Below are 25756 nucleotides of genomic sequence, written 5' to 3' on the forward strand. Positions count from 1 at the left end.
AAATAAAATTGCAAATTTTATTATGCAAGCATACTATTTTATATATTTGAGTAATAATCTCAATATAAAAACTTGATTTAACATGAGTGATTCAATCTTTCAAGGCTTGAACTTTCAATTATCGGAAGAACATCTTGCCGTACAACAAGCAGCTCGTGATTTTGCTCAAACAGAATTACTTCCAGAAGTAATTGATCGTGATGAAAAAGAATTTTTTCCAGAAGAATTAGTGCGAAAAATGGGAGAACTGGGTTTTCTGGGCATGATGGTTTCACCAGAATATGGAGGTGGAGGAATGGATACTGTTTCTTATGTGTTGGCGATGGAGGAATTATCAAAAGTTGATGCTTCTGCTTCGGTAATGGTTTCTGTCAATAATTCTTTAGTTTGTTATGGATTAGAAGCTTTCGGAACGGAAGAACAAAAACAAAAATACCTTGTGCCTTTAGCAAAAGGCGAAATCATCGGGGCTTTTGCTTTGTCTGAACCCGAAGCAGGTTCGGATGCTACTTCTCAGCATACCACTGCCGAAGACATGGGCGATTATTACTTATTAAACGGCACTAAAAACTGGATTACCAATGGAGGAAGAGCGAGCGTATATTTAGTAATGGCACAAACACATCCAGAATTGGGTCATAAAGGAATTAATTGCTTGATTGTAGAGCGTGGAATGGAAGGTTTTCAAGTAGGAAAGAAAGAGAAAAAACTAGGAATTCGAGGTTCTGATACACATTCATTAATGTTTACAGATGTGAAAGTACCCAAAGAAAATAGAATTGGAGCAGATGGTTTTGGTTTTAAATTTGCCATGTCCACTTTAAATGGCGGCAGAATTGGCATTGCAGCACAAGCTTTGGGTATTGCCTCTGGTGCTTATGAATTATCATTGAAGTATGCACAAGAGCGAAAATCATTTGGCAAAGCCATTGCTGAACACCAAGCGATACAATTCAAGTTAGCAGATATGGCAACGAATATTGAAGCGGCTCGTTTACTTTGTTTCAAAGCTGCATTTGATAAAGACCAGCACAAAAGCTATGTACAGTCGGCGGCGATGGCAAAATTATTTTGTTCGCAAGTAGCGATGGATACAACCATTGAAGCCGTACAAATTCATGGAGGTTATGGTTTTGTAAAAGAGTTTCACGTAGAAAGAATGATGAGAGATGCCAAAATCACACAGATTTATGAAGGTACTTCAGAAATTCAAAAAATGGTTATTGCTAGGGAAATCCTAAAATAAAAATTGGAGGCTTTTAGGCCTCCAATTTTTATTACTCTTCTTCAAGTACTCTTTGTAATACTTTCACGGAATAGTTTGCTATTACCTCTAATTTAGTGAATTCAGATTTAATAATTGACATATCGACCATTGTTTTCGCTTTATCTTCAATTGATTTCAACAATCCATTTTCATTGACACCCATTGAAGAAAATGAAGACTTTAATTTATGTGCCGTTGATTTCGTTAGCACATAATCAACAGCATCAATTGCCTTTCTGAGTATGTCGAAATCAATAGGCATTTGGTTCAAATATAATTCAATAATTTCTTGTTCAAACTCTTTGTTTCCGTCAGACAATTCCCTCAAATAGGATAAATCTACGATTCCTTCTAGGTTCTCTTCCATGTTACTTTCGTTGTTTTGACCATTTATTTCTGCATAAGTGATAATTTTATCAAATAATTCTTGAGGTACAAAAGGTTTTGGTATATAATCGTTCATTCCGATTACCATACATTTTTCCTTTTCACCTACCAAAGAATGCGCAGTCATAGCAATAATTGGCGTGTTAATTTTTAATGTTCCTCTAATATATTCTGTTGCTTGATAACCATCCATTTCAGGCATTTGTAAATCCATCAAAATTACTTCATATTGGTTCTCCTGAACTTTTTCTACGGCAACTCTCCCATTTTCAGCTAAATCAGCAGTGAATCCAAATTTACTAAGTACTTTTAAAGCTAACTTCTGATTTAATGGATTATCTTCTACCAAAAGTACTTTTACTTCACGTTCACTTTTTAAGGCTGTCGAATTTTTAGCGTCATTTTCGTTGTTTTTATCTTTCACGTCAATGCCAAAAGGTAAACTCACATAAAAAGTTGACCCTTTCCCTGGCGTACTTTCTACCCATAACTTTCCGTCTTGAAGATCTGCCAAAGATTTTGAAATGCTTAAACCTAAGCCAGTTCCTCCATATTTTCTAGTCGTATCGCTATCTGCCTGTGTAAATCTATCAAAAATAGAATCTAATTTATCAGCAGGTATACCAATTCCCGTATCCATTACACTAAATAAGATTGAACATTCTGTTGATGATTCTTTCAGAAGTTCAACCAGAATCTTTACTCTTCCTTTTTCGGTAAATTTAATCGCATTATTAGTCAGGTTGAGTAAAATTTGATTTAAACGAGTAGGGTCACCGATAACAAACGTTGGAATATTTTCATCTACGATACTGCTCAATTCCAAACCTTTTTCTTGGGCTTTGTGATTTAAAACAGCTTTTGCATTTTTCAGTAAATCTTTAATATTGAAGGCAATTTTTTCAATAACAATATGCCCTGATTCAATTTTTGAAATATCTAAAATGTCATTGATAATCCCTAATAAATTTTCGGAAGCAATATTGATATTTGATACATAATCACGTTGCTCTTCTTCTAGCTCTGTATCTTTTAATAAATTAGAAAAACCAATAATAGCATTCATAGGAGTACGAATTTCGTGGCTCATATTTGCCAAAAAGGTATCCTTTGCAAGAGCATTTTTCTCTGCATGTTCTTTTGCTTTTATCAATTCCTTTTCCATCAATATTCTGTCGGTTATATCTACAGCATTACCAATTATATATTGTTGTCCATTTATCAATTCCGAAAGTACATTATTGTACATCCAAGTCCTGGGCGAACCATTTTTATGGATTACTCTCATCAGTCCTTTACTGCTGCCTTTATGAAGAATTTCATCAAGGTAGGCTTTCACGCCTTGGACAGACGATTCAGAAACGATATCAAACAAACTTCTTTGTAAAATTTCTTCTTTGGTATAACCCACCAATTCAGCTCCAGCAGGGTTAATTGTCAAGAAATTTCCATAAATATCATGTGTACACATCAGCCCTTGCGTATTTTCGAAGAAGCCTCTATGTCTATTTTCACTAATGAGTAATTGATTTTCCCAAACTTTTTTCTCTGTTATATCCTTTGCAATCCCCATAAAGCCTGTAATAACATTATCGTTATTTCTCAAGGAAGTAACAGAAAGTTCTACAGTCAATCTTGATTTATCTTTTCTAATATAAGTCCACTCATTGCTATCTGCAACGCCTAACCTTGCTTTTGCATGAAAAACTTCATGCCCTGGTTCAAGTGTAATTCCTAATTCTTGTGATAATATTTCGGCTCTTTTTACGACTTCTTCTTTATCATGGATGATTTCAGGCGTTACTTTTCCAACGACTTCATCGGCGAGATAACCCAACATTTTTTCAGCACCACGATTGAATGTCTTAATCACGCTGTTGGTATCAACTGAAATAATTGAGTAATCTGTTCCGTCCAAGATGATATTTTGAATCTCCGAAAGTTTTTCTACTTCTACTTTTAGGCGTTTGTAATCTGTAATGTCTCTGGCAATCGCATAAAGTGTTCCAGTTGTAGCATCGGGAGTAGCTACCCATTCTAAAAATTTATAATCACCTGATTTCGTTCTGAAACGATGCGTAAAGTTTAAAGACAATACTTTATTTCCTAGACTTTCAACTTCTTCTTTTGTTTCTTTAAGATCATCAGGATGTAAAAAATCGTAAAAAGATTTATCAATTAAATCAACATCATCCCAACCCAAAGTTTTGCAAAAAGCAGGATTTATCTTTTTGAAAAGACCGTCCGTTTTTGCAATGCAAATCATATCTTTTGATTCTAAGAATAGTTTTTCATAATTCTTAAGAATCGCTCTTTCTTTTCGAGCTACAATTTGTGCGGCTACTTCTTTCCCTAAAATTCTTAATGCTAATTGTTGTTCTGCATCTAATTTTTTGGCTTTAGTATCAATTACACAAAGCGAACCCAATGCAAATCCATCTGGGTCGATAAGTGGGTATCCTGCATAAAACCGTATTTCAGGGGCATGCTCAACGAATGGATTATTATGAAATCTTTCATCAAGCGTTGCGTCCTCTACTTCAAAAATATCTTTCCCAACGATGGTATATTGGCAAAATGAAATATCTCTAGCTGTTTGAGTGCCATCTAAACCAACATTAGATTTAAACCATTGTCTATCTTTATCAATCAATGAAATCAAAGAAATTGGTACACCACAAATTACGGAAGCCAATTTTGTTAGCCTATCGAATTCTTCCTCAGGTAAAGTATCAAGTATATTATACTCCTCTAAAGCTTTTAATCGCAAGTCTTCATTCTCTGGTATTGGTAAATTCTTTTTCTCCATGATTGAAGTATATTAAAATAAATAAGGAGCCGCCAATTATGGATCTCACAAATCAACAAGTATCAAAATTTAGTAACAATTACTCAAAAGTAATAACAATTCCAGTCAATGACTTAGTATTTATCAAAGATTTTTACTCTGAAAAACAAAACATTCATCATTGTTTTCATTTCCCAAATTGATATTAATTAAGTGGCTATTTTTGTACTCCTTATGAATTATGTTATCATTTACCTATTTGCTTTATTTAAATTTTTGCATTCTATAAAAAATCGAAATTATATAAAGATAAATTTATTTTTTTTGGATTAAATCTATCGCCTTTTTGCTGCATTTTTCTACTTCAAAACCTCTACAACTTGTAAATTTTCAGCTACTTGTATGTTGATAAAACTCGCTATTTTATTGAACAAATCTTTAGGCGAAAAAGGTTTAGTAATGTAATCATTCATTCCAACAGCCATACATTTTTCTTTTTCCCCAATTAGTGAATGCGCCGTTAAAGCAATGATTGGTGTATTGTTTTCAAGCTTTTTCCTGATAAATTGTGTTGCCTGATAGCCATCCATTTCAGGCATTTGTAAATCCATCAGAATAACATCATATTGTTTTTCTTGTACTTTCAATACCGCTATTCTTCCATTTTCAGCAAGCTCTGGAAAAAAACCAAATCGCTCTAATACTTTCATGGCAAGCTTCTGATTTAAAGGATTGTCTTCTGCTAATAATATTCTTACTTTTTTATGTGGGTCGATTGGTAAAAGATATGTTTCTTGTTTTTGAATGATTTCTCCTTTTACTTTTTTGAAGGATAAATTAAAGTAAAACGTAGAACCAACGTGCTCTTCACTCTCTACAAAAATGTTCCCCTGTTGTAATTCTATCAATAATTTTGAAATACTTAATCCCAAGCCTGTTCCACCAAACTTTCGGGTAGTATCTGAATTAGCCTGTGCAAAACGGTCAAAAATAACCATTAATTTATCTTGTGGAATACCAACTCCTGTATCAATAATTTTGAATAAGATATTGTACTCATCCTCATTCTCACTTTGTAAATCAAGTACAATTTTCACAGAACCTGCTTCTGTAAACTTAATGGCATTATTGGTAAGGTTTAATAAAATCTGCGTGAGGCGTGTTGGGTCACCTAATATCGTATGAGGAATACTTGCTGAAATTTGATAATCTAACTCCAGGTTTTTACCAAGTGCCTTATAAGTAAGTACCGATTTTATGTTTTTGATAACTTCGTACAGATTAAAAGGCACAGATTCTATCACCAAATGTCCTGACTCAATTTTAGAAAGGTCAAGAATATCATTAATAATTCCCAACAGATTTTCGGCAGCAGTATTTATGTTTGATACAAACTCTTTTTGTTCAGAATCTAATTTAGTTTCTTTCAATAAATTGGCAAAACCTGTAATCGCATTCATTGGTGTGCGAATTTCATGGCTCATATTTGCCAAAAACACATCCTTTGCATGGGCATTTCGTTCAGCTAATACTTTAGCACTGATTAATTCCCGCTCCATCTTGATGCGTTCTGTCATATCGACGGCATTGCCAATTACATACTTTCTACCATCTAATAATTCAGAAAGTACACTATTAGATAGCCAAGTTCTAAACGAACCATTTTTATGAACAACTTTCACCAAACCCTTATACGAACCATATTTGGCAATCGCCTCAAGATAACTTGTCATTTTATCTTGTATTCTTTGAGGAGTAATATCAAAAAGATTTTTTGATAAAAACTCTTCGGTTGTATAACCAAGTAAAGCGGCTCCAGCAGGATTTACCGTTAGGAAATTCCCTTCAAGGTCGTGCGTACACATTAAACCTTGTGAGTTTTCAAAAAAACCTCTGTGCTTTTCTTCGCTTAATAACAGTTTCCGTTCCCAAGTTCTTTTAGCAGTAACATCTTGTACTTGACCAATTACATTTAAAGGTTTGCCTTTATGGTCTCTGACGATGGTTGCTACCAATTCAACCCAAACTTCTGTATTATTTTTGGTGATATATCTATTCTGAACCGTTATTACTGATGATGCGCCTGATAATAATTTAAAAAAATAATCATCACTCATTTTTAAGTCTTCTGGATGAATTAAATCTCTAAGACTTAAAGATAAAAGTGCTGTTTTATCGTATTGAGTAATGCTAGCAAAGGCTTCATTTACTTCTATAAAAATACCCGTAGCAAGTTGGGCAATAAACATCCCTGTAGCTGCATTATCAAAAGTTTGTCTGAACCTTTCTTCACTTAAAGAAATCTGTTTGTCTTTGATTCTTTTCTCGTGAATATCCTGAAAAGTACCATATAACCGTACACATTTTTGTTGCTCAAAAGTAGTTTTTCCAGTTACTCTTACCCATTTTTTGAGTCCTTGATAGGTAATAATTTGTACTTCTATATCGAATGGTTTTCCAAGTTTTATGGCATTTAAAATTGCTCTTATAACAGCCTTTCTACTTTTTCCATCTCTGAAAAAATGTAAAGCTTCCTTGAAACTTGGATTAGAGTCGTTCGGGACTTCATGTAATTCACGAGTGACATCCGACCAAAAAAAAGTTTTCTTTACTAAATCTATTTCCCATCCACCAACACGAGCCACACTGTTGATTTCCTCTAACATTTCAGTAAATCTTGATACACTTACTGTTATTTCTTGTAATTTGTTAAAGTCTTTTACAAAGGCTTTTAATGCTTTTTTAGCAGAAAGTTTATCAGCAATTTCAGCAACTACATTTTCTAAAGCATTGATTTCTTTAGTTTTTAGTGTTTTGGCTTCATTTCCTAATAATGAAAGTACGCCAATAGTTTTTCCTTCGGGATTGACCAAAGGAAATCCTGCATAAAAACGAAATGAACGTTCTGAAAAGAAAGAATGATAAGAATTGGAAGTTTGTTCTCTTGAAATATCGTCAAGAATAATGAATGATTTTGAATTGACTACTTCCTGAGTAAGTAATGATAGATTTGAAACGAATGTTTGATCTTCAATCAGTGGAATTGTTGTAATCCATTGTGATTTTTCATCTAAAAGAGAAATATATGTCAGAGGGACGTCGCAAAGTAAAGATGCCAAATTTGTAAGACGGCTAAAGCCATCCTCAAAAGAAATCCCTTTAATAGCGTTGCTTTGTACTTCTTTTTTTAACATCGTTTTCCTTTTATAGAGACTGGAGTAAAACAATCTTTAGGCGACAAAGATTATTTACTTTCAAAGAATATCTGTTGATTATGTTGTAAATAGGGAACAAATACTGAAAGTGATATTGAACCCAAACAAATTTTCATTTGAATACGCAAGATATATGATGTAGTATTTCTATAGAAAATTTTATACAGTAAGTTAGTACTTTTTTATGAATCTTGAACAAAACTAAAGTATAAGGACACAAAAAAAGATAAAATTTTGATTTAGCTATCTACTAACTTATCAAGATTTTATCTTATTAAAACTGCTTCTAAATAACAAATTGTCTCAACTTGTTAAAATCTAATTTTAAAACTCAACATTATAAAGCAATTATATTTTGATTTTACTGGATAGCATTTAACACTAACGCTCCTAAAACTGCCCCTAAAATAGGTCCAACTACTGGAACCCACGCATAAGACCAGTCTGAAGTACCTTTACCTGCTATTGGCAAAATGAAATGAGCAATGCGTGGACCTAAATCTCTCGCAGGATTAATGGCATAACCTGTTGCTCCGCCCAAAGAAAGCCCAACAGACCAAACTAAAATACCAACAACAAAAGGTCCTAAGCCTGTTTCAATACTCCCAAATGAACCTAATGCAATAATAGCAATAGCTGTAGCAAGTAATTCGGCAAGTACATTAGAAAAAGGATTTCTGATGGCAGGCGCAGTACTAAAACACGCCAATTTTAGCCCTTTGTCTTCTGTAATTGCCCAATGTGGCAAATATTGCAACCATACTAGCGTTCCTCCGAGTGCTGCTCCCAAAATTTGTGCAACGATAAATCCTAAAGCGTTTGACCAGTCTCCTGACTTTACAGCTTCGGCAATAGTAACTGCTGGATTTAAATGCGCTGCGGGGCTTCCAAATTTGGTAGAAACAAAAATACCCATCGTAACGGCAAAAGCCCAACCTTCTGTGATGGCAATCCAACCACCGTTTTCACCCTTTGAGCCTTTTAATAATACTGTAGCAACGACGCCATTGCCTAAAAAAATTAATACTGCTGTGCCGACAAACTCGCCTAATAGCGCTGAATTCATAGTTGGTTAGATATTTAATGGTTTAATAGTTTTTTATTGAGAATTAATTGTACAAATTAAAGCAAAATTTCTAAATATAATGTTGTAGAAATGTTAAAAGCGAAAGCCTTTTCAGAATGTTTTTATCAGACTAGAAAATGGCGTATTTTTGAACATTCAGAACGAATCAAAAAGAAATGATATTGAATAAGGATTTGATACAAATTCCGCTTTTCAGTTAATTTTCATCAAAATATGCGAGAAGATTATTTAAAAGGAAATAAAGAAACGCTTTCTCCCGTAGAAAAGGAAATCGAAAGAGCGCTCAGACCGCTCTCTTTCGATGATTTTGCTGGGCAAGATAAAGTACTGGAAAACTTACAAGTATTTGTAACGGCAGCAAGGCTACGAGAAGAAGCACTTGACCATGTACTTTTGCACGGTCCTCCAGGTTTAGGAAAAACCACGCTTTCAAACATTGTAGCGAATGAATTAAAGGCAAATATCAAAATTACATCTGGACCAGTATTAGATAAACCTTCTGATTTAGCAGGTTTACTTACGAACTTACAGCCTTTTGATGTGTTGTTTATTGATGAAATTCACCGATTGAACCCCATCGTTGAAGAGTATTTATATTCAGCAATGGAGGATTATAAAATTGATATTTTGTTAGATTCTGGTCCAAATGCTCGAAGTGTACAAATTTCATTGAATCCATTTACTTTGATTGGTGCAACTACTCGTGCAGGAATGCTGACTTCGCCTTTAAGAGCGAGATTTGGGATTAATTGTCGATTGGAATATTATGATGCAAAATTGTTGACAAGTATTGTAAAACGTTCGGCGCAAATTTTGAACACGCCAATTGACGAAGCAGGCGCTTTTGAAATTGCACGTCGAAGTAGAGGAACACCTCGTATTGCCAATAATCTTTTACGAAGAACTCGTGATTTTGCACAAGTAAAAGGAAAAGGAGTCATCACAATCGAAATTGCAGAAATGGCTTTGTTGGCTTTGGATGTTGATCAAAATGGTTTAGACGAAATGGATATTCGTATTTTAACGACCATTGTGGAGAAATTCAAAGGTGGACCAGTCGGTTTATCAACCATCGCAACAGCTTGTGGCGAAGAAGCAGAAACGATTGAAGAAGTATATGAACCTTTCTTGATTCAGGAAGGATTTTTAAAGCGTACTTCTCGTGGACGAGAAGCAACAGAACGAGCCTACGTTCATTTAGGAATTGTTCCAAAGTATCGGAATGGAGAATTGTTTTAAAGTAGAAAATCCCTTGAACCGTATGATTCAAGGGATTTTCTTATGTACTTTTACTTTCTTACTTCATCAATAAAATTCTTCAAAGCTTCCGCTGGATTTTCGGTTTTCATAAAGGTTTCGCCGATTAAAAAGCCTTTATAGCCAACTGATTTTAATAATTTAATAGTTGCCGCTTCTGAAATACAGCTTTCTGAAATCTTGATACATTCTGCTGGAATTTTCTCTGCTAATTCCAAAGAAGCATTTACATTTTGTTCAGCAAAGTTTTTTAGGTTACGATTATTTACGCCCACAACGTCAATATACTGATTCAAACTACGATTCAATTCTTCTTCGTCATGGATTTCTAAAAGTGTTTCCATACCTAATTCTTTCGTCAGTTTACCCAAATCTTTGATGCGTTGTGGTGTTAAATTAGCTGCAATCAATAAAATTACGTCAGCTCCCAAAGATTTCGCTTCGATGATTTGGTACTCATCAATCATAAAATCTTTACGAATCATCGGAATTGTTGGATTCGTGCGACGAGCCTTTAAAAAATCTTCACTTGAACCTCCAAAGAATTCAAAATCTGTTAACACAGAAAGACAAGCCGCACCCGCTTTTACATAACCTGCTGTTACTTCTTCTACAGTAACGTTTCCGTTAATGATTCCTTTCGAAGGCGATTTTCTTTTAAATTCAGAAATGATTCCCGAAGAAGCTGGATTCAGTAAACTTGTCTTTAATGAATTATTTGTTTTGGCGAAAAAGCCACTTTTTTCTAATTTCTGCACAGAAACTTGCTCTTTGCGTTGGGCTACTTCTTGCGCTTTATGAGCAATAATTTTATCTAAAATTGTCATTTCCTCTAAATATTTTACTGAATAAATTGCTTGAAACCCGCTAATGCTTTACCACTTTCTAAAGATTCTTTGGCTTTCAATACAGCATCTGGCAAAGTTAAGGCATCGTCAGCACAATATAAAGCTGTTGCTGCATTGGCTAAAACGGCTTGTGTTTGGGCTTGCGTTCCTTTGTTTTCAAGAATATTGATTAATATTTTCGCTGATTCTTCAACCGTATTCCCCCCGTGTAAATCTTCTTGCTTACATCTTGTGAAACCTAATTGTTCAGGCGAATATGTTTCTTCTCCTTTTACGGTAATTAATTTAAAATCAGAAGTAAGAGAAATTTCGTCGTAGCCGTCTAAAGCGTACACTACGCCAAAATGCTTATACGATTTCTGTAACAGCTCACCATAAAGTTTCAAAACGTCTAAATTATAAACTCCAGTGATTTGCTTTTGTACCAAAGCTGGATTTAAGATTGGACCAAGCATATTGAAAAAGGTTTTCATGCCTAATTCTTTACGGATTGGACCTACAAAACGCATCGCAGGATGAAACAATGGGGCATGTAAAAAACAAATTCCAGACGTTTCTATTTTCTGACGAAGATAAGCTGCATCATTACTAAATTTCACGCCCAAGTACTCCAACACCGTTGAAGAACCAACCGACGAAGATACTCCATGATTCCCATGTTTGGCAACTGCCTGACCAGCACCTGCTACTACAAATGAAGCTGTCGTTGAAATATTAAAAGTATCTTTTCCGTCTCCACCCGTTCCGCAAACATCCATTGGGTCGTAGGCAGAAAGGTCTATCGTTAAGGCTAATTCCAACATGGCATCTCTGAAACCTGCCAATTCTTCCGTCGTGATGGGCTTCATCATGTAGGTTGTTAGAAATGCCGCAATATGACTGTTATTGGCTTCGCCTCTGGCAATGATTCCCAAGGCTGCTTGGGCTTCTTCTTGCGTTAGGGCATTGCCTTCTGTTCTTTTTTGTAAGTATTTTTTCATTTTCGTGTTCGGTAAGTAGCGTTTTTGTTTTACTAGATTTTCACCCAGTTTTCTACCATTTTCACACCGTACTCTGTTAAATACGCTTCTGGGTGAAACTGAACACCTCTTACATCATATTTACTATGTGCTTCTGCCATTACATAACCTTGTTCGTCGAGAGCAGTTACTTTTAATTCTGCGGGCATGGTATCTTTTACAACCGTCCATGAGTGATAGCGACAAACATTTACTTCATTCGGTACTCCTTGGAAAAGTACTTCTGTTGGGTCAGTGATGATACATTTGGTTGTTACGCCATGTAATACATCGCCCATGTTGTGCAATTTTGCTCCGAAGGCTTCGCCAATGGCTTGGTGACCAAGACATACGCCGAAAATAGATTTCGTAGGGGCATATTCACGAATTACATCTAATAAAATGCCGGCTTCTTCTGGAATTCCTGGTCCAGGCGAAAGTAAGATTTTATCATACTTGCCTACGGCTTCTAATGAAATTTTATCGTTGCGGAATACATCCACTTCATTGCCTAAATCTTTCAAGATATAGACTAAATTATACACGAATGAATCGTAATTATCAAGGACTAATATTTTCATGGTTGTATCGAGCTGTCAGCTTTGAGCAATGAGCCTTGAGCTTTATTAATCATTTATATTTTAATTTGACAGAATGATGATAATTTTCAGCTCAAAGCTGATAGCTATCGGCTAAATGCTTTCTGCCATATCCAAGGCTTTTCTTAAAGCACCCAATTTCAATTTGATTTCTTGCATTTCGTTTTCAATCACCGATTTGGCTACTACGCCCATACCTGCTTGGTAATAAAGCGTATTATTTTTACTCATAAAAGTACGAATTGCAATGGCATGATTAAAGTTTCCGACAAAATCCATATAGCCAATTGCCCCGCCGTAAATGTGGCGATTTACGTTTTCTAAACGGTTGATGATACTCATTGCATTATGTTTTGGCGAACCAGAAAGCGTTCCCGCAGGGAAAGTATCGGCCACCAATTGCAATGGATTCGTTCCTACAGTCATTTTTCCTGTTACTTTAGAAACCAAGTGAATCACGTGTGAATAAAACTGTACTTCTTTGAAAGTCTCTACTTTTACCACATCCGAACTTCTTGATAAATCGTTTCTTGCTAAGTCAACCAACATCACGTGTTCGGCAGATTCTTTGGGGTCGGCTAATAGTTGGCGAGCCAATTCAGCATCTTTTTCATCATCGCCAGTTCTTCTAAAAGTACCTGCAATGGGGTGAATTTCAGCCATTCCATTTTTAATACCGATTTGTTTTTCGGGCGAAGCACCAAATATTCTATAATTTTCGTAATCGAAATAGAACATATAAGGTGATGGATTGATAGAACGCAAGGCACGATATACTTGGAAATCATCGCCTTCAAAAGTACGACTAAAACGACGAGAAGGTACAATCTGGAAAACATCGCCACGCAAACAGTGTTTGATACATTCCTGAATAATCACACGCATTTCATCATCCGTATAATTGGTTGTTTCATCGCCCGTCAATTTGAATGATTTCGTTGCATAATGTGGCATATCCAACAACATCTCAAGTACTTCTAAACCTTTTACTTTGTCTGCCTCTTTTTCTTTTTCTCCAGTATATTGATGCTCGTACAAGTACAATTCATCTTTGAAATGATTGATGGCAATCACATAACGATACACATGATAAATGATAGAAGGCATTTCTGTGTTTTCGTTTTTATCCTGAATTTCAATGTCTTCAAAATATTCAACGGCATCATAAGCAATATGACCAAACATTCCGTTTGCCATCGGCGCATAATCAGGCTGACGTTCCCACTCAAAGCGTTTGGCGAAATCCATTAAAGCTTTTACGGCATCCTTGCGATGTGCCAATGTAAAAGTTTCGGTAGTTCCATCGGGAAAAGTTTGCGTTACGACATCTTTATCGATAACAATACTAGCCACTGGGTCGCAGGCGATGTGGCTATAGCCATGTTCTTTTCCGTGATAATCGGCACTTTCTAGGATAACCGAATTTTTGAACTTATTACGCAATTTCAGAAAGATTCCAACGGGCGTAATGGTATCTGCTAAACGTTTCTTCTGGGTTGTTTTTACTGAAAAAGTCATGCTGATTTTTAGTGATTTTTAAAGAGCAAAGAAAAAGGCTTACTGGTTGAACAGTAAGCCTCTTCGTGAAGAAATATATCTTTATCGAAAATACATTATAACGCTGTTCAACGGACGCTTGTCAGTTGCCACCACCATGCTGTATTTTTGAAATTGTTTGTCATTGTCTGATTTTTATTTGCACAAACTTAGTATTAAAAAATTAGATTCAAAAAATATTGTTAAAAAAATTATAGATAACATTTTTTCAGGTCTAACAAAGCGTTTATAAATTTTCTTCAACTTGAAATACCAGAAACATTTGTATCTTCATTTCTGAAAATAAGTAAATAATATTGAAAATGAAAAGACTTAAAACTTGGGGGAAAAGAACCTTCTTTGAATATGAGGATTCTGATAGTTCAAAAATTAACATTTATTATGGTGCTGATTTAAAGTGGAAAGTCGAACTTTTTAAGAAGGACTACGAAAAATTAATTAAGGAGTTTGAAGGAAAAACAGTTCCAATAGGAACGAGTCTTGACAAACCACCAACAGGAAGTGTGGGAGAATGGATAATCAAAAACTTAAGAACAAGCCAGATTGCCTATATTCTTGGAGCTATTCTAGTTGAAGACGGATATGCTACTAAAAAAGGGTCTGAGATTATTTTTAAATAAAAAAGTATTACACTTAAAATAGTCAAAAAACCTTTAGAATTTTGTAATCAATTATAAATAATAAAGTCCTTATATCCGAATTATAAAATAATCACCCCATGAAAACAAAAACATTGTTTATTATCCTAAGTTTTACCTATTCTTTTATTTCTTATGCTCAAAAAACACTTGATACAGAAATTATTCTAACTAGCAATGATACCCTCAGGACAAAAATTAGAGTTTACGCAACGGTGATAGATAATGGTTTTTTTAATAATGAGCTTAATTTCTATAAATCCGTTCGTATTTTGGACGGAGATGGGAATAAACATAAAATAGATGCCGATTTCATAAAACAAATGAAGTTTGTTGACCTCAATGGAAAAAAAAGAACCTTTGTGCAAAACTCAGGTAAGTTGGCAGAACTGAAGTATAATGGTAAAATAACTTGGCTTAGAGAATCTTATCAATACAATTATTCAAAAATAAATACCGATTACCTCAAAAATGAATTGGGTGAAGAAGTTAAGATGGGAGAATTTAATAGTTACAGAAATAAGCTCAAACAAATTACAAAAAGTAAGCCTGAATTAAAATCATTAATAGAAGAAACAACAATGAATGATGCTGGTATATTGTTGATTTTAGAAAAATACGAGGGGAATTAACTATGTATAGTATTCACATTTATGCAGAATGATTGAAAGTATGTAGCCTACAAAAGATTTTCCAAAGGTTTTTTGCAAGTTTGATGAAGCTAGCACCTTCCTTCAATGTGGTGGAACACAGTATTTTTTGTATCCAATAAATTACTGTAAGAAACACTACAGAAACATTTGTATCTAATCATTTCCTACATAAAACAGCATAGAAACATTTGTATCTAATCATTTCCTACATAAAACAGCATAGAAACACTTGTATCTAGTCATATCCTATATGAAATAGTATAGAAACACTTGTCTCTAATTATTTTCTGTATGAAAAAGCATAGAAACACTTGTATCTAATCAATTCTAATAAGAAATAGTATAGAAACACTTGTATCTAATCATTTTCAATAAGAAATAGTATAGAAACAAAATGATTTGCTTTAAATCAATTTGAAGCAAATCATCTCTTAGGCATTTATTGACTGCCACATCCATTTTCAGAAAAGAGTTCGGTGATTTTGTTGGGGAATTGAGTGAATTGGGTGAAATTGTAGTATTAATTTAGTCCTAAGCTCTTGCACGACTAAATTAACAAGAGCGTTACGCTCAAACCTAAACAATAAGCATTATGCCTAAAGATAATTTCTCGACACAAGCAGCGCTTTATGCTAAATTTCGTCCTAAATACCCTGCTGAATTATATGACTTTGTTTTGACAAAGGTGAAAAACTTTGAGGCTGCTTGGGATTGTGCCACGGGCAATGGACAAGTGGCATCGCATTTATCAACAATATTTCAAGAAGTTTTTGCGACGGATATTTCGCAAAAGCAGTTAGATAATGCTCATCAGGCGGATAATATTCATTATTCAATTGCTCAAGCTGAAAAGACGGAATTCCCTGCAAATACTTTTGATTTAATTACGGTCGGGCAAGCCATTCATTGGTTTGATTTTGAGTGTTTTTTCCAAGAAGTACATCGTGTTGCTAAGCCAGAAGCTATTTTTGCGGCTTGGGGTTATGGTACTTTGACGATAGATAATGAAAAAGCCAATGCGCTATTTCAGGATTTTTATCAAGAACAAATTGGTGAATATTGGGATGCGGAACGTAGGTTTATTGATGAAGAATACAGAAGTATTCCATTTCCTTTTGAGATGATAGAAAGTCCAAAATTTGCGATGAACTATCAATGGATGCTTGCTGAATTAGAAGGATATTTGAATACTTGGTCGAGTGTACAGAAGTACATCAAAATTCACCATGAAAATCCTGTAGATAGTTTTATAGAAAGTTTAAAAGCTATCTATAAAAGTTCAGATATTTTCAGGGTGAATTTTCCTGTTTTTATGAAGATGGGAATTGTAAAATAATATTTTTCAATTTTACTCTTTTACTCATGGCATGACTCCAAGTCATGCCATGAGTAATTTTCAGTTTGAAATAGTAATCACTAGTTAAGAAGTAGCTTACATCTCAATCCCAATCCTCTTCATTAACTGACTAGCATTAAAACTATGGCAAACGCCTTTGCGAAGTTTATAATCGAATACCAAATCGTCGTTGACTACTTCGGATGAAAAGCTATAGTTCTTCACAAAATCTTGTTCATCAAATTCATCGCCTAATTCTACGTCGTGTGTAGAAATAAAACCAGAAGCTGAGGTTTTATGCAATTGTAACATCAAGGCTCTTGCTCCTTCGTGGCGGTCTTTTGAGTTTGTTCCTTTCAGAATTTCATCTAAAAAGTATAGTATCGAAGCTTTACTTTGCTCGCCTGTTCCTACTTCGTCAATCAATTGCTTCAAGCGTTTTAGTTCGGCATAAAAAGATGAAGTACCCTCTTCTAAAGAATCATTGCTTCGCATACTGGTGAATACTTGTAAATAAGAACATTCAAAACTTTCAGCACAAACAACACCACCCGTCAATGCCAATACTACATTTATGGCAACTGTTCTTTGGAAAGTACTTTTGCCCGACATATTCGAACCTGTAATGATAATGGTTTTCCCTCCACCAATCAGTTCAATATCGTTTGAAACTCTTTTATTATGGCGAATCATCGGGTGTCCCAAAGCTTTTGCTTTTAGCAATACTCCGCCAGCAACGATATTGGGTTGAATAAAAGTAGGATTAGCAAAACGATAGCCCGCCAAACTATTCAAGGTTTCAAATTCGGCAATGATAGCCAACCAAGTAGGTAAATTTTCACGATGATTTGCTTTCCAATTTTCTAATTTGATAAAATATTGAATATCCCATAAAGTTGGAATGCCCACCACAAAAGCGAAAAAAGGATTCGTTCTATTCGCCATTTTGTTCAGAATATCTTCTAAAGCAAGAATGGCTGGACTAGCCTCTGCAATTTGGCTTTTTAGGTTTTGTAGTTTTTCTTCTTGAAAATCTTCCCTGACAATCAATTCAGCCAAGGCAGAATATGCTTTCATCGCACCAGCAATGCGATTAGTTTGGTCGAGCGCAACGGTTACTTCAGTAAATATTTGTTTTAAAATCAAACCATGAATTCCCATCAACACCAACACGATATAGATGGGCACAAAGCCCAAAATCCAAGCCAAAATCACAGGAATGGTGATATAAGGCAAAAAGCGAGCAATTTGAAATAAACTTTGTTGGATTTTCTGATTAGCTGGAGCATCGTTCCAAGCCAATAATTGATGAGTTGGTTCGGATACTTCTTCAATCAACATGGCGGAGGCTTCTAAATCTTGTCGCCAATCTATTTTCTCTGATAATTCTTGAATAGCTTTTTGTCGATTGAGAATTTCAGTCGTTTCTGCTGGATGCAAAAGCCAATTTGCCAACATTTTCGCCCCCCCAAAAGTATGCGTGCGATTCAGTAATTTATAAAGCGATTGCTTTCCGAAAATATCTAAATCGCTTGCATAAAAGTGGTTGTCTTCTGCAAATACTTCGCCTGTTTCTGTACGAGTAAATCGATTTTCTAAACGATGAATTTCGTCTTCATTCAAAGTGCTTAAAGTTCTATTTTTGTCTCTTAAATACTTTATTTTTAAATGTTTAGTTACGGAAAACAAAAACAAGGCAATGCCAATAATTAGGACTAATAAAGTATAAGCAAAATCATAAAATTCATAGCAGAAATAGCCAATCGCAGCAACAGCCACAAACAAAATAGCCCTAAAAACAGCCCATTGATTATATTGTTTTTGGAATTGCTCGGCAAGGTTTTGGAAATGAATTTTTCTAGATTGAAAAGTTTCGAGTGGTGTCATAAACGGTATTTTTTTCAACAAAGATACAGAAAGAGCTTTGAACATTCTCAAAGCTTATAATGCTTGCAATTCATCCGATTCAAAGAAATGCACGCCTGTCAAACCTTTGTTTGCCAATACTTGCATCGCTTTGGCGATTTGGGCGGCTTCAATTCCTCTGTATTTTTTCAAACTTCCTAGTAAAAGTGGTGAAATTGCTTTGGCTAAAACAATTCCTATTTTCTCGCCCAAACGAAATTCTTGTCTATCTCCCAAAATAAAAGAAGGACGAACACTGATGAAGTTTTCAAAGTCGAGCGCTTTAATTTTCTGTTCTAAATCGCCTTTTGTTCTCAAATAAAAACTATTTGAATTCGCATCCGAGCCAATGGATGAAACCAAAATGTACTGTTTTACGCCATTGGCTTTCGCAATTTTTCCAAATTCATAAGGATAAGTACAATCAATTTTATATTGTGCTTCTTTAGAACCTGCTTTGCGCAAAGTTGTTCCCATCGCACAAAATAAATCGTCGCCAATAATTTTTGTGGCATCAGGTTTATCGAAATCAACGATTTCTTGTTGCAAATTTGGATGCTGAATATCCAAAGGTTTGCGAAGTAACAGCGTTACTTTTGAATAGTTTGGGTTGTCAAGTATTTGCTTGACCAAAGTACTGCCTACCAAGCCAGTAGCACCGATGATTATAGCTGTTTTCATATTAATTTCCAGATTTTCGTGTAAATTTGAATAAATCTGTTCATCAAATAAGCATCGTGGAAGAAAATACTTTACATTCTATCCTGAAATCATATCAAAAAAGACTTACTAACCTGAGTACTAGGAATAAGTCGTTGTTACTTTCATCAGCAACTGAGCAGTTTTTAGATGTTCACGAACTTGATTTTCTTCAAAACACTCCTTCTTTTCAGCTAATTGAGCAGTTAATTGCTCAAAAAAATACGATTACGCTTTGCGAAAAACATGACCCACGTTTTGAAAAAGTAAATGAAATCAGCAAGAAACTACGCAAGATTTCAAGGCATGAAAAACTGATTGAAGAAGAGCGTGGTTCGGAAGATTTATACATTGGTTATCCGATTGTAAAAGGTAAATTTTCAGATGGAACAGTAGTTCGTTGTCCTTTACTTTTTTTTCCTGTTCATCTCGATTGCGTGTTGCTTCCTCAGAAAAATGCAGGGACAGATGAGTCTTTGAGCGAAATCTGGCAAATAAAACAAAGAGACGAAGTTATTTTCAATAGAAGTTTTTTGCTGGCGTATTCTTACTTCAACGAGATTCAAATCTCAGATGATTTTTTAGATAATTCGTTGGAAGATTTTTCGAAAAATGCCCTTGAATTCAGAACGCAATTGTATGAGTATTTGAAGAACTCTCCTTTAAAAATCAATTTCAATCAAGATAATTTCACGAATCAATTAACACATTTTGAAAAGATTGCTAAAACGACTTTAGAAAGTACTGAACGCAACGGTGAACTTACTTTATTTCCACAGGCTGTTTTAGGAATTTTTCCACAAGCAGGTTCATTTTTAGTGCCAGACTATCAATTTTTGATTGATACTTTAGCCAAAAATGAAGACAAGACGGTTGAAAATCTTTTCCCGAATGATTTTGAAGAAGCAATTCAGATTAGAGAAGAACAATTGCTGACGCCTTTTGAAATTGATATTTCTCAGGAAAAGGCTTTGCGAGAAGTAAAAGCTGGACAATCGTTAGTCGTTCAAGGTCCTCCGGGAACGGGAAAATCTCAATTAATCTGTAATCTCGTTGCCGATTTTACAGCACGTGGCAAAAAAGTTTTGGTGGTTTGCCAGAAACGGGCGGCTTTGGATGTTGTTCAGGAACGCCTCGCAAAAGTTGGAATGCGTGCTTTTGTTGGCAATGTGCACGATTTTAAAAATGACAGGAAAGCACTTTATGAACAAATTTTGCATCAGATTGAGCAAGTCGATACTTATCAAAAGCAAAATCAGAGCTTGGATGCCATTTTTATCGAAAGAAATTTCAGTCAGCAAAGCAAACAAATTGATAAAACTTCTGAAGAATTACAGACTTTTAAAGACGCTTTATTTGCCGTAAATGAATGTGGAATTTCTGTCAAAGAATTGTATTTAACAAGCTCTGCAAATGATACTTTTGTTGATTTAGAGGCATATTATAAATATTTCAATTTCACCGAAATCAAGGATTTTGTTGAGAAATTTAAGTTGTACTTCGCTTATCAAGAAAAGTTGGGAAATAACGACGCCAGTCTTTTTTGGCAAAATCGACTTTCGTTTCAGCATCGTCAGCCAGTAGATATTTCGCTAATTGCCAAGACTATTAAAGAGTTGACGCTTTTTGTGCAAGAAATAGAAAATCAATCTCAAACAATATTTGACAAAAAACTGTCTTTAGATTCCCTCCAGAAAATTTCACTTGAAAAAGTAAAGCTACAAAATCTGTTACATGGCATTTCAACAGACAAAATCTATCAACTTCTTGCCAGAAATTTGTCGCAAAAAATCAAGACTAATACAAGTAAAATTTCAAGTTTAGAAACAGAAGTTGCTCAGTTTTTTGCGGGCCAAGGCATAGAAATCACTTTGTCAAGTGCAGATTTATTGACGTTTTCTGGAAAAATAAGCAAAGCTATCCATGCCAAAAGCAATACTCTTGAGAGTATTTATTGGTCGCTGTTTTCAAAAGAGAAAAAAGAAATCCAACAGCTTGCCATCGCCAACGGACTAAGTATTGGGCTAGAAGATTTGAAAAAACTGCATGAAAGAATTCAGAACAGAATAGGTTTAGAAAAATGGTGGAAAGAATGGGCTTATTTATTTGGCAATGAGTTTTCAAAAAATGCAGAAAGTAGGGAAGAAGTTATTTGGTTGAGAAAAGGTTATCGTTGGTTCGAACGTCATTTTCAAATGTTGTACCAAGTAGCCAAAGCAGAAACGATTTTTAGAAGTATTAAAAATGTTCCGCTGAATGAATGGACGAGTTTTTCTTGGTCAGAATTTCAGCAAAAAGTAAAATTTCTGATTGAAAAGTCAATCCAATTAGAAGAACAACAAGCACTTTGGCAAGTAAATTTATCAGTGATTCAAATCAACGAATTAGCCAATTTACAGCACGGAACTTTGGTGATAAAATACTTGCAAGAACATTTTGACGATATGCAAGAATTAGACGCTTTGAAAGCAGTGTGCAGTCACACGGAGTTAGCCGTAATCCATTTATTTGTTGAAGAAAAAAATCCACTTGATAGTTTTCTGAATAGTTTAAAACTAGCTTGGATTAAAGATATTGAAATCAAAAATCCTATTTTAAGAGGAGTAAGTTCTTTGAAAATTGGTCAATTAGAAAGTCAATTACAAGAAGCTGTACTTCAAAAACAGCAATTGAGCAAAGAGATTTTATTGCTAAAATTACGGACACTCAGCTATCAAAATTTAGAAAAAAATCGTTTGCAAAACGTGGTTACTTATCGTGATTTAAAACATCAAGTAGCCAAAAAAAGAAAATTATGGGCTGTTAGGCGATTGATTGCGGCTTATTCAGATGAAATTTTCAGATTAGTTCCTTGTTGGTTGGCTTCGCCCGAAACGGTTTCAGCCATTTTCCCGATGGAAACTGAAAAACCATTTTTCGATTTAATCATCTTTGACGAAGCCTCACAATGTTTTGCCGAACAAGGAATTCCTGCACTGTTCAGAGGAAAACAAGTAGTGATTGCGGGCGATTCAAAACAATTACAACCGAATGATTTATACAGGCTAAAATTTGAAAATGACACAGATGATTCGCCAGCATTAGAGGTAGATTCTTTGTTAGATTTGGCTTGTCAGTACTTGCCACAAACGCAGTTGCGTGGGCATTATCGTAGTCGTTCCTTGGATTTAATTGATTTTTCAAATGAGTACTTCTACAATAATACTTTACAGCTTTTGCCCGATTTTCATGAAATCAACAAAGCAGAACCTGCGATTCGATATTTAAAGGTAAATGGCATTTGGGAAAACAACAGTAATCTTGAAGAAGCAGAAACGATTATTAATTTGGTCGAAAACCTCAAAAATGATTTCCCACAAAAATCAATTGGCATTGTTACTTTTAATTTTAAACAACAAGGCTTGATTCAGGATTTATTAGAAACAAAGGCTTTTGCATTGAATCATTCTGCTGAAAACATTGCGCCCATTTTTGTAAAAAACATCGAAAATGTACAAGGCGATGAACGAGACATTATCATTTTTTCAATTGCTTATGCACCTGACATGAACGGAAAAATGAGTATGCAATTTGGTTCGCTGAATCAGCAAGGAGGCGAAAATCGTTTGAATGTGGCGATTACTCGTGCCAAAGAAAAAATACTGATTGTCAGCAGTATTTTGCCACATCAATTAAATGTTGGCGATACGCTCAACGAAGGTCCAAAATTATTGAAAAGTTATTTAGAATATGCTTTGTCGGTGTCGGAAGGAAACTATAAACCGAAACCGTTTTCTTCAACAAAATATCAAGCAGATTGGTTATTGAAAGAGCAGATTGCAAAATACAATCAGCAAAATGTTAAAGAATTGCCATTTGCTGATATTACGGTAAAAACAGGGGGAAAATACGAGTCACTTATTTTGACCGACGATGATTTGTATTATGAACATATTTCTCCGAAAGAGACTTTTGCATACATTCCTGCTGGTTTAAAAGCAAAAGGTTGGACTTTTGAACGAATCTATAGCCGTAATTTCTGGAAAAACACTTGATGATGTTAGATATGGAATTTCTGATTGATGATAAAATATAAAAACCGTAGCGGCAACTCTCGCAGTTACCGACGAGAATCAAGAAATTTACAGATTATGTTCAGTTGGAATATTAAAAATCACTCATTCACTAACTCGCTCAATCACTCAATAACCCAAGTATGAAAAATATTCTTTTGCATCTCAGGATTCCATTTTCTTTTTTTCTCATGCCCGTTTATTGGTTTGCTTTAAGCCAAACAAATCAGGCAAATACAGGAATCAGCATTGGCGTTTTCGTACTTCTGCATTTACTGATTTATCCAGCTTCAAATGCTTACAACAGTTATTACGATAAAGATGAAGGTTCAATTGGTGGTTTAGAAAACCCGCCGCCTGTCAGCAAAGAGCTTTTTTATGTAGCTTGGGCTTTGGACATTTTAGCAATAATCATTGCGTACTTTCTATCTGGTTGGATTTTAGCTTTGGCTTTGTTCATTTATAGCAGTGTTTCAAAAGCCTATTCTAACGATAAAATCAGACTCAAAAAATATCCCATTCTAAGCTGGATTACTGTCGGTATTTTTCAAGGAGCTTTTACTTATTTAACCGTTATTCAAGCGATTGATAATGTTTTGTTAAGTGATTTAATGCAAGAAAAATACTTGTTTCCTGCTGTATTAAGTACTTTTAATTTGTTAGGATTTTATCCGATGACACAAATTTATCAACACGAAGAAGATGCTAAAAGAGGTGATTTAACCATGAGTAGATTGTTGGGAATCAGAGGTACTTTTCTATTCACTGCTGGTATTTTCTTACTGGTTACTGTTGGTTTTTTCTTCTTTTTTCAAGGAAAGGAAATCTTTGACTTCTCTGCTTTTATTGTTTATTTACTTGTAATGTCTCCCGTTTTAGTCTTCTTCAATGTTTGGTTTTTGAAAGTATTTAAAAATGAACAATTGGCTGATTATAAACATACTATGCAACTCAATTTTTTAGGCTCTATTTGTTTGAATGTATTTTTCGTATTACTGTTTTTGAGCAAGTAATAAAGCTAGTTGATGAATAAGTATCAGGATTATTAAAAAGATGTATATTTAACATCAAAATTCAATACTTCAACAAACTATGTCTTCCCAAGCTATTACTACTTCCATTTTTGATTTATTCAAGGTTGGTCCTGGACCGTCGAGTTCACATACAATTGGTCCGATGAAAGCATCTTTTGACTTCTTGAACGAAATCAATCTTTTATCATCGCCAATAACTTCCGAAAACCTTAACATTGAAATTCATTTATACGGTTCGTTAAGCGCTACAGGCAAAGGACATGGCACAGACAGAGCCATCGTTGCGGGATTGTTAGGTTGGAAACCAGATGCTTGTGACCCTATTAAATTTCTGAAAATTCTCAAGAATCCTGCTGAAAAATATCCAGTCAAATTCCATGAATACATCATTGAAGTAAATGCAGATAGTTTTTTCTTTCACAAAGGAAAATACGATTCTCCTCATGCCAATACGATGGTGTTAAAATTGAAAGATGGAGAGCAATTGATACTTGAACATGAATATTATTCAATTGGTGGTGGATTTATTTATCGAAAAGGAGAGAAACAAAATACTAAAAGTTCTGTAATACTTCCTTTCCCATACACCAGTATGAAGGAATTAAAAGCGCATTTAAATCGTGAAAAAATTACTTTAACGGAACTCATGTTGGCAAATGAAATGGCTTTGACGGGTGCTTCTAAAAAAGAAATCGAACATAAAATAGATACCATTTTAGATTTCATGCACAAAGCCGTAAAACGTGGTTTGAAAGACAACAGAGTATTGCCCGGTACAATTAAACTACGCAGAAAAGCTCCCCTACTTTATCAAAGAGCCAAAAACTTGGCGATTACGAGCGATAGTTTTTTGATTTTTTTAAATGCCTATTGTTTGGCAGCTTCCGAAGAAAATGCGGCTGGAAATATTGTGGTTACCGCTCCAACTTCGGGTGCATCTGGTGTAATTCCCGGCATTACTTATTTGATTAAAAACCATTTTCATTATGCTCCATCCTTAATGCGAGATGGCATGTGGGCGGCGGCGGCAGTTGGTTTTTTGGTAAAACATAATGCCAGTATTTCGGGTGCGGAAATGGGTTGCATGGGTGAAATCGGTTCAGCGTCGGCAATGGCTGCTGCGATGCTGACTTACTGTGCGACAAAAGATATTAACGCTATGGAATCGGCTGCTGAAATTGGCATCGAGCACCATTTAGGCATGACTTGCGACCCAATCGGTGGTTATGTTCAGATTCCTTGTATCGAACGCAATGCGATGGGAGCAGTAAAATCTTATAATGCTTTTTTACTAGCAACTGCTGGCGATAGTTCTTTACAGAAAATTTCTCTGGACAGTGTCATTAAAGTAATGAAAGCAACAGGAAAAGATATGTCTAAAAAATACAAAGAAACTTCAGAAGCTGGTTTGGCTCTGAGTGCGACGGAATGTTAGG

The 25756-nt window shown here is 34.9% G+C and carries 17 protein-coding genes; 8 read left to right on the forward strand and 9 right to left on the reverse strand.

Going from position 1 to position 25756, the window contains the following annotated elements; genetic code table 11:
* Window positions 1–106: 106 nt before the first annotated feature.
* Entirely contained in the window at window positions 107–1246 is a 1140-nt protein-coding gene (locus ABID42_RS17135) for an acyl-CoA dehydrogenase (RefSeq protein ID WP_435521483.1), read from the forward strand.
* Between the two features lie 31 nt (window positions 1247–1277).
* Here ABID42_RS17135 and ABID42_RS17140 read toward each other — a convergent pair whose 3' ends face one another.
* From ABID42_RS17140 to ABID42_RS17150, 3 genes are all read right to left on the reverse strand, one after another.
* Complete coding sequence (locus tag ABID42_RS17140) at window positions 1278–4463, reverse strand: PAS domain S-box protein (RefSeq protein WP_367284730.1); 3186 nt, start codon at window positions 4461–4463, stop codon at window positions 1278–1280.
* A gap of 338 nt (window positions 4464–4801) precedes the next feature.
* Complete coding sequence (locus ABID42_RS17145) at window positions 4802–7636, reverse strand: PAS domain S-box protein (protein ID WP_367284731.1); 2835 nt, start codon at window positions 7634–7636, stop codon at window positions 4802–4804.
* Window positions 7637–8018: 382 nt separating this feature from the next.
* The gene (locus tag ABID42_RS17150) at window positions 8019–8723 is read right to left on the reverse strand and encodes an MIP/aquaporin family protein (RefSeq protein WP_367284732.1); all 705 of its coding nucleotides are present in this window, start codon (window positions 8721–8723) and stop codon (window positions 8019–8021) included.
* A 234-nt stretch (window positions 8724–8957) separates the two neighbouring features.
* Between ABID42_RS17150 and ruvB the strand changes: the two genes are divergently transcribed.
* Complete coding sequence (gene ruvB, locus ABID42_RS17155; protein ID WP_323258399.1) at window positions 8958–9983, forward strand: Holliday junction branch migration DNA helicase RuvB; 1026 nt, start codon at window positions 8958–8960, stop codon at window positions 9981–9983.
* A 50-nt stretch (window positions 9984–10033) separates the two neighbouring features.
* On the opposite strand, the gene trpC is transcribed toward ruvB, so the two are convergent.
* The 4 genes from trpC to ABID42_RS17175 all read right to left on the reverse strand — a co-directional run bounded on the left by trpC (window position 10034) and on the right by ABID42_RS17175 (window position 13964).
* Window positions 10034–10828 carry an indole-3-glycerol phosphate synthase TrpC gene (gene trpC / locus ABID42_RS17160; protein ID WP_367284733.1) on the reverse strand — a complete coding sequence of 265 codons (795 nt, stop codon included), beginning with the start codon at window positions 10826–10828 and terminating at the stop codon, window positions 10034–10036.
* A 14-nt stretch (window positions 10829–10842) separates the two neighbouring features.
* A complete protein-coding gene (gene trpD / locus ABID42_RS17165; RefSeq protein ID WP_367284734.1) occupies window positions 10843–11829 on the reverse strand; it encodes an anthranilate phosphoribosyltransferase in 987 nt (328 codons plus the stop codon).
* A gap of 32 nt (window positions 11830–11861) precedes the next feature.
* Window positions 11862–12428: an anthranilate synthase component II gene (locus ABID42_RS17170; protein WP_323258396.1), complete on the reverse strand. Its 567-nt coding sequence runs from the start codon at window positions 12426–12428 to the stop codon at window positions 11862–11864.
* A 111-nt stretch (window positions 12429–12539) separates the two neighbouring features.
* Entirely contained in the window at window positions 12540–13964 is a 1425-nt protein-coding gene (locus ABID42_RS17175; RefSeq protein ID WP_367284735.1) for an anthranilate synthase component I family protein, read from the reverse strand.
* Window positions 13965–14305: 341 nt separating this feature from the next.
* Here ABID42_RS17175 and ABID42_RS17180 point away from each other — a divergent pair, with 341 nt between their 5' ends.
* From ABID42_RS17180 to ABID42_RS17190, 3 genes are all read left to right on the forward strand, one after another.
* A complete protein-coding gene (locus tag ABID42_RS17180; protein WP_367284736.1) occupies window positions 14306–14623 on the forward strand; it encodes a hypothetical protein in 318 nt (105 codons plus the stop codon).
* 98 nt (window positions 14624–14721) lie between these two features.
* Window positions 14722–15273, forward strand: a complete 552-nt coding sequence (locus ABID42_RS17185) for a hypothetical protein (protein WP_367284737.1) — start codon at window positions 14722–14724, stop codon at window positions 15271–15273.
* A gap of 613 nt (window positions 15274–15886) precedes the next feature.
* The gene (locus ABID42_RS17190; protein ID WP_367284738.1) at window positions 15887–16630 is read left to right on the forward strand and encodes a class I SAM-dependent methyltransferase; all 744 of its coding nucleotides are present in this window, start codon (window positions 15887–15889) and stop codon (window positions 16628–16630) included.
* Window positions 16631–16726: 96 nt separating this feature from the next.
* Here the strand turns inward: ABID42_RS17190 and ABID42_RS17195 are convergent, their stop codons facing one another.
* Together ABID42_RS17195 and ABID42_RS17200 are read right to left on the reverse strand one after the other, a co-directional pair.
* Complete coding sequence (locus ABID42_RS17195; RefSeq protein WP_367284739.1) at window positions 16727–18517, reverse strand: MutS-related protein; 1791 nt, start codon at window positions 18515–18517, stop codon at window positions 16727–16729.
* A gap of 54 nt (window positions 18518–18571) precedes the next feature.
* Window positions 18572–19216, reverse strand: a complete 645-nt coding sequence (locus ABID42_RS17200; RefSeq protein WP_367284740.1) for an oxidoreductase — start codon at window positions 19214–19216, stop codon at window positions 18572–18574.
* Between the two features lie 56 nt (window positions 19217–19272).
* Between ABID42_RS17200 and ABID42_RS17205 the strand changes: the two genes are divergently transcribed.
* The 3 genes from ABID42_RS17205 to ABID42_RS17215 all read left to right on the forward strand — a co-directional run bounded on the left by ABID42_RS17205 (window position 19273) and on the right by ABID42_RS17215 (window position 25755).
* Complete coding sequence (locus tag ABID42_RS17205) at window positions 19273–23268, forward strand: AAA domain-containing protein (protein ID WP_367284741.1); 3996 nt, start codon at window positions 19273–19275, stop codon at window positions 23266–23268.
* Between the two features lie 161 nt (window positions 23269–23429).
* On the forward strand, window positions 23430–24299 hold the full coding sequence (locus ABID42_RS17210) for a UbiA family prenyltransferase (protein ID WP_367284742.1): 870 nt from the start codon (window positions 23430–23432) through the stop codon (window positions 24297–24299).
* A 79-nt stretch (window positions 24300–24378) separates the two neighbouring features.
* Window positions 24379–25755, forward strand: a complete 1377-nt coding sequence (locus ABID42_RS17215; protein ID WP_367284743.1) for an L-serine ammonia-lyase — start codon at window positions 24379–24381, stop codon at window positions 25753–25755.
* Window position 25756 lies beyond the last annotated feature (1 nt).

The organism is Arcicella rosea (genome assembly GCF_040543805.1).
Taxonomy (GTDB): domain Bacteria; phylum Bacteroidota; class Bacteroidia; order Cytophagales; family Spirosomataceae; genus Arcicella; species Arcicella rosea.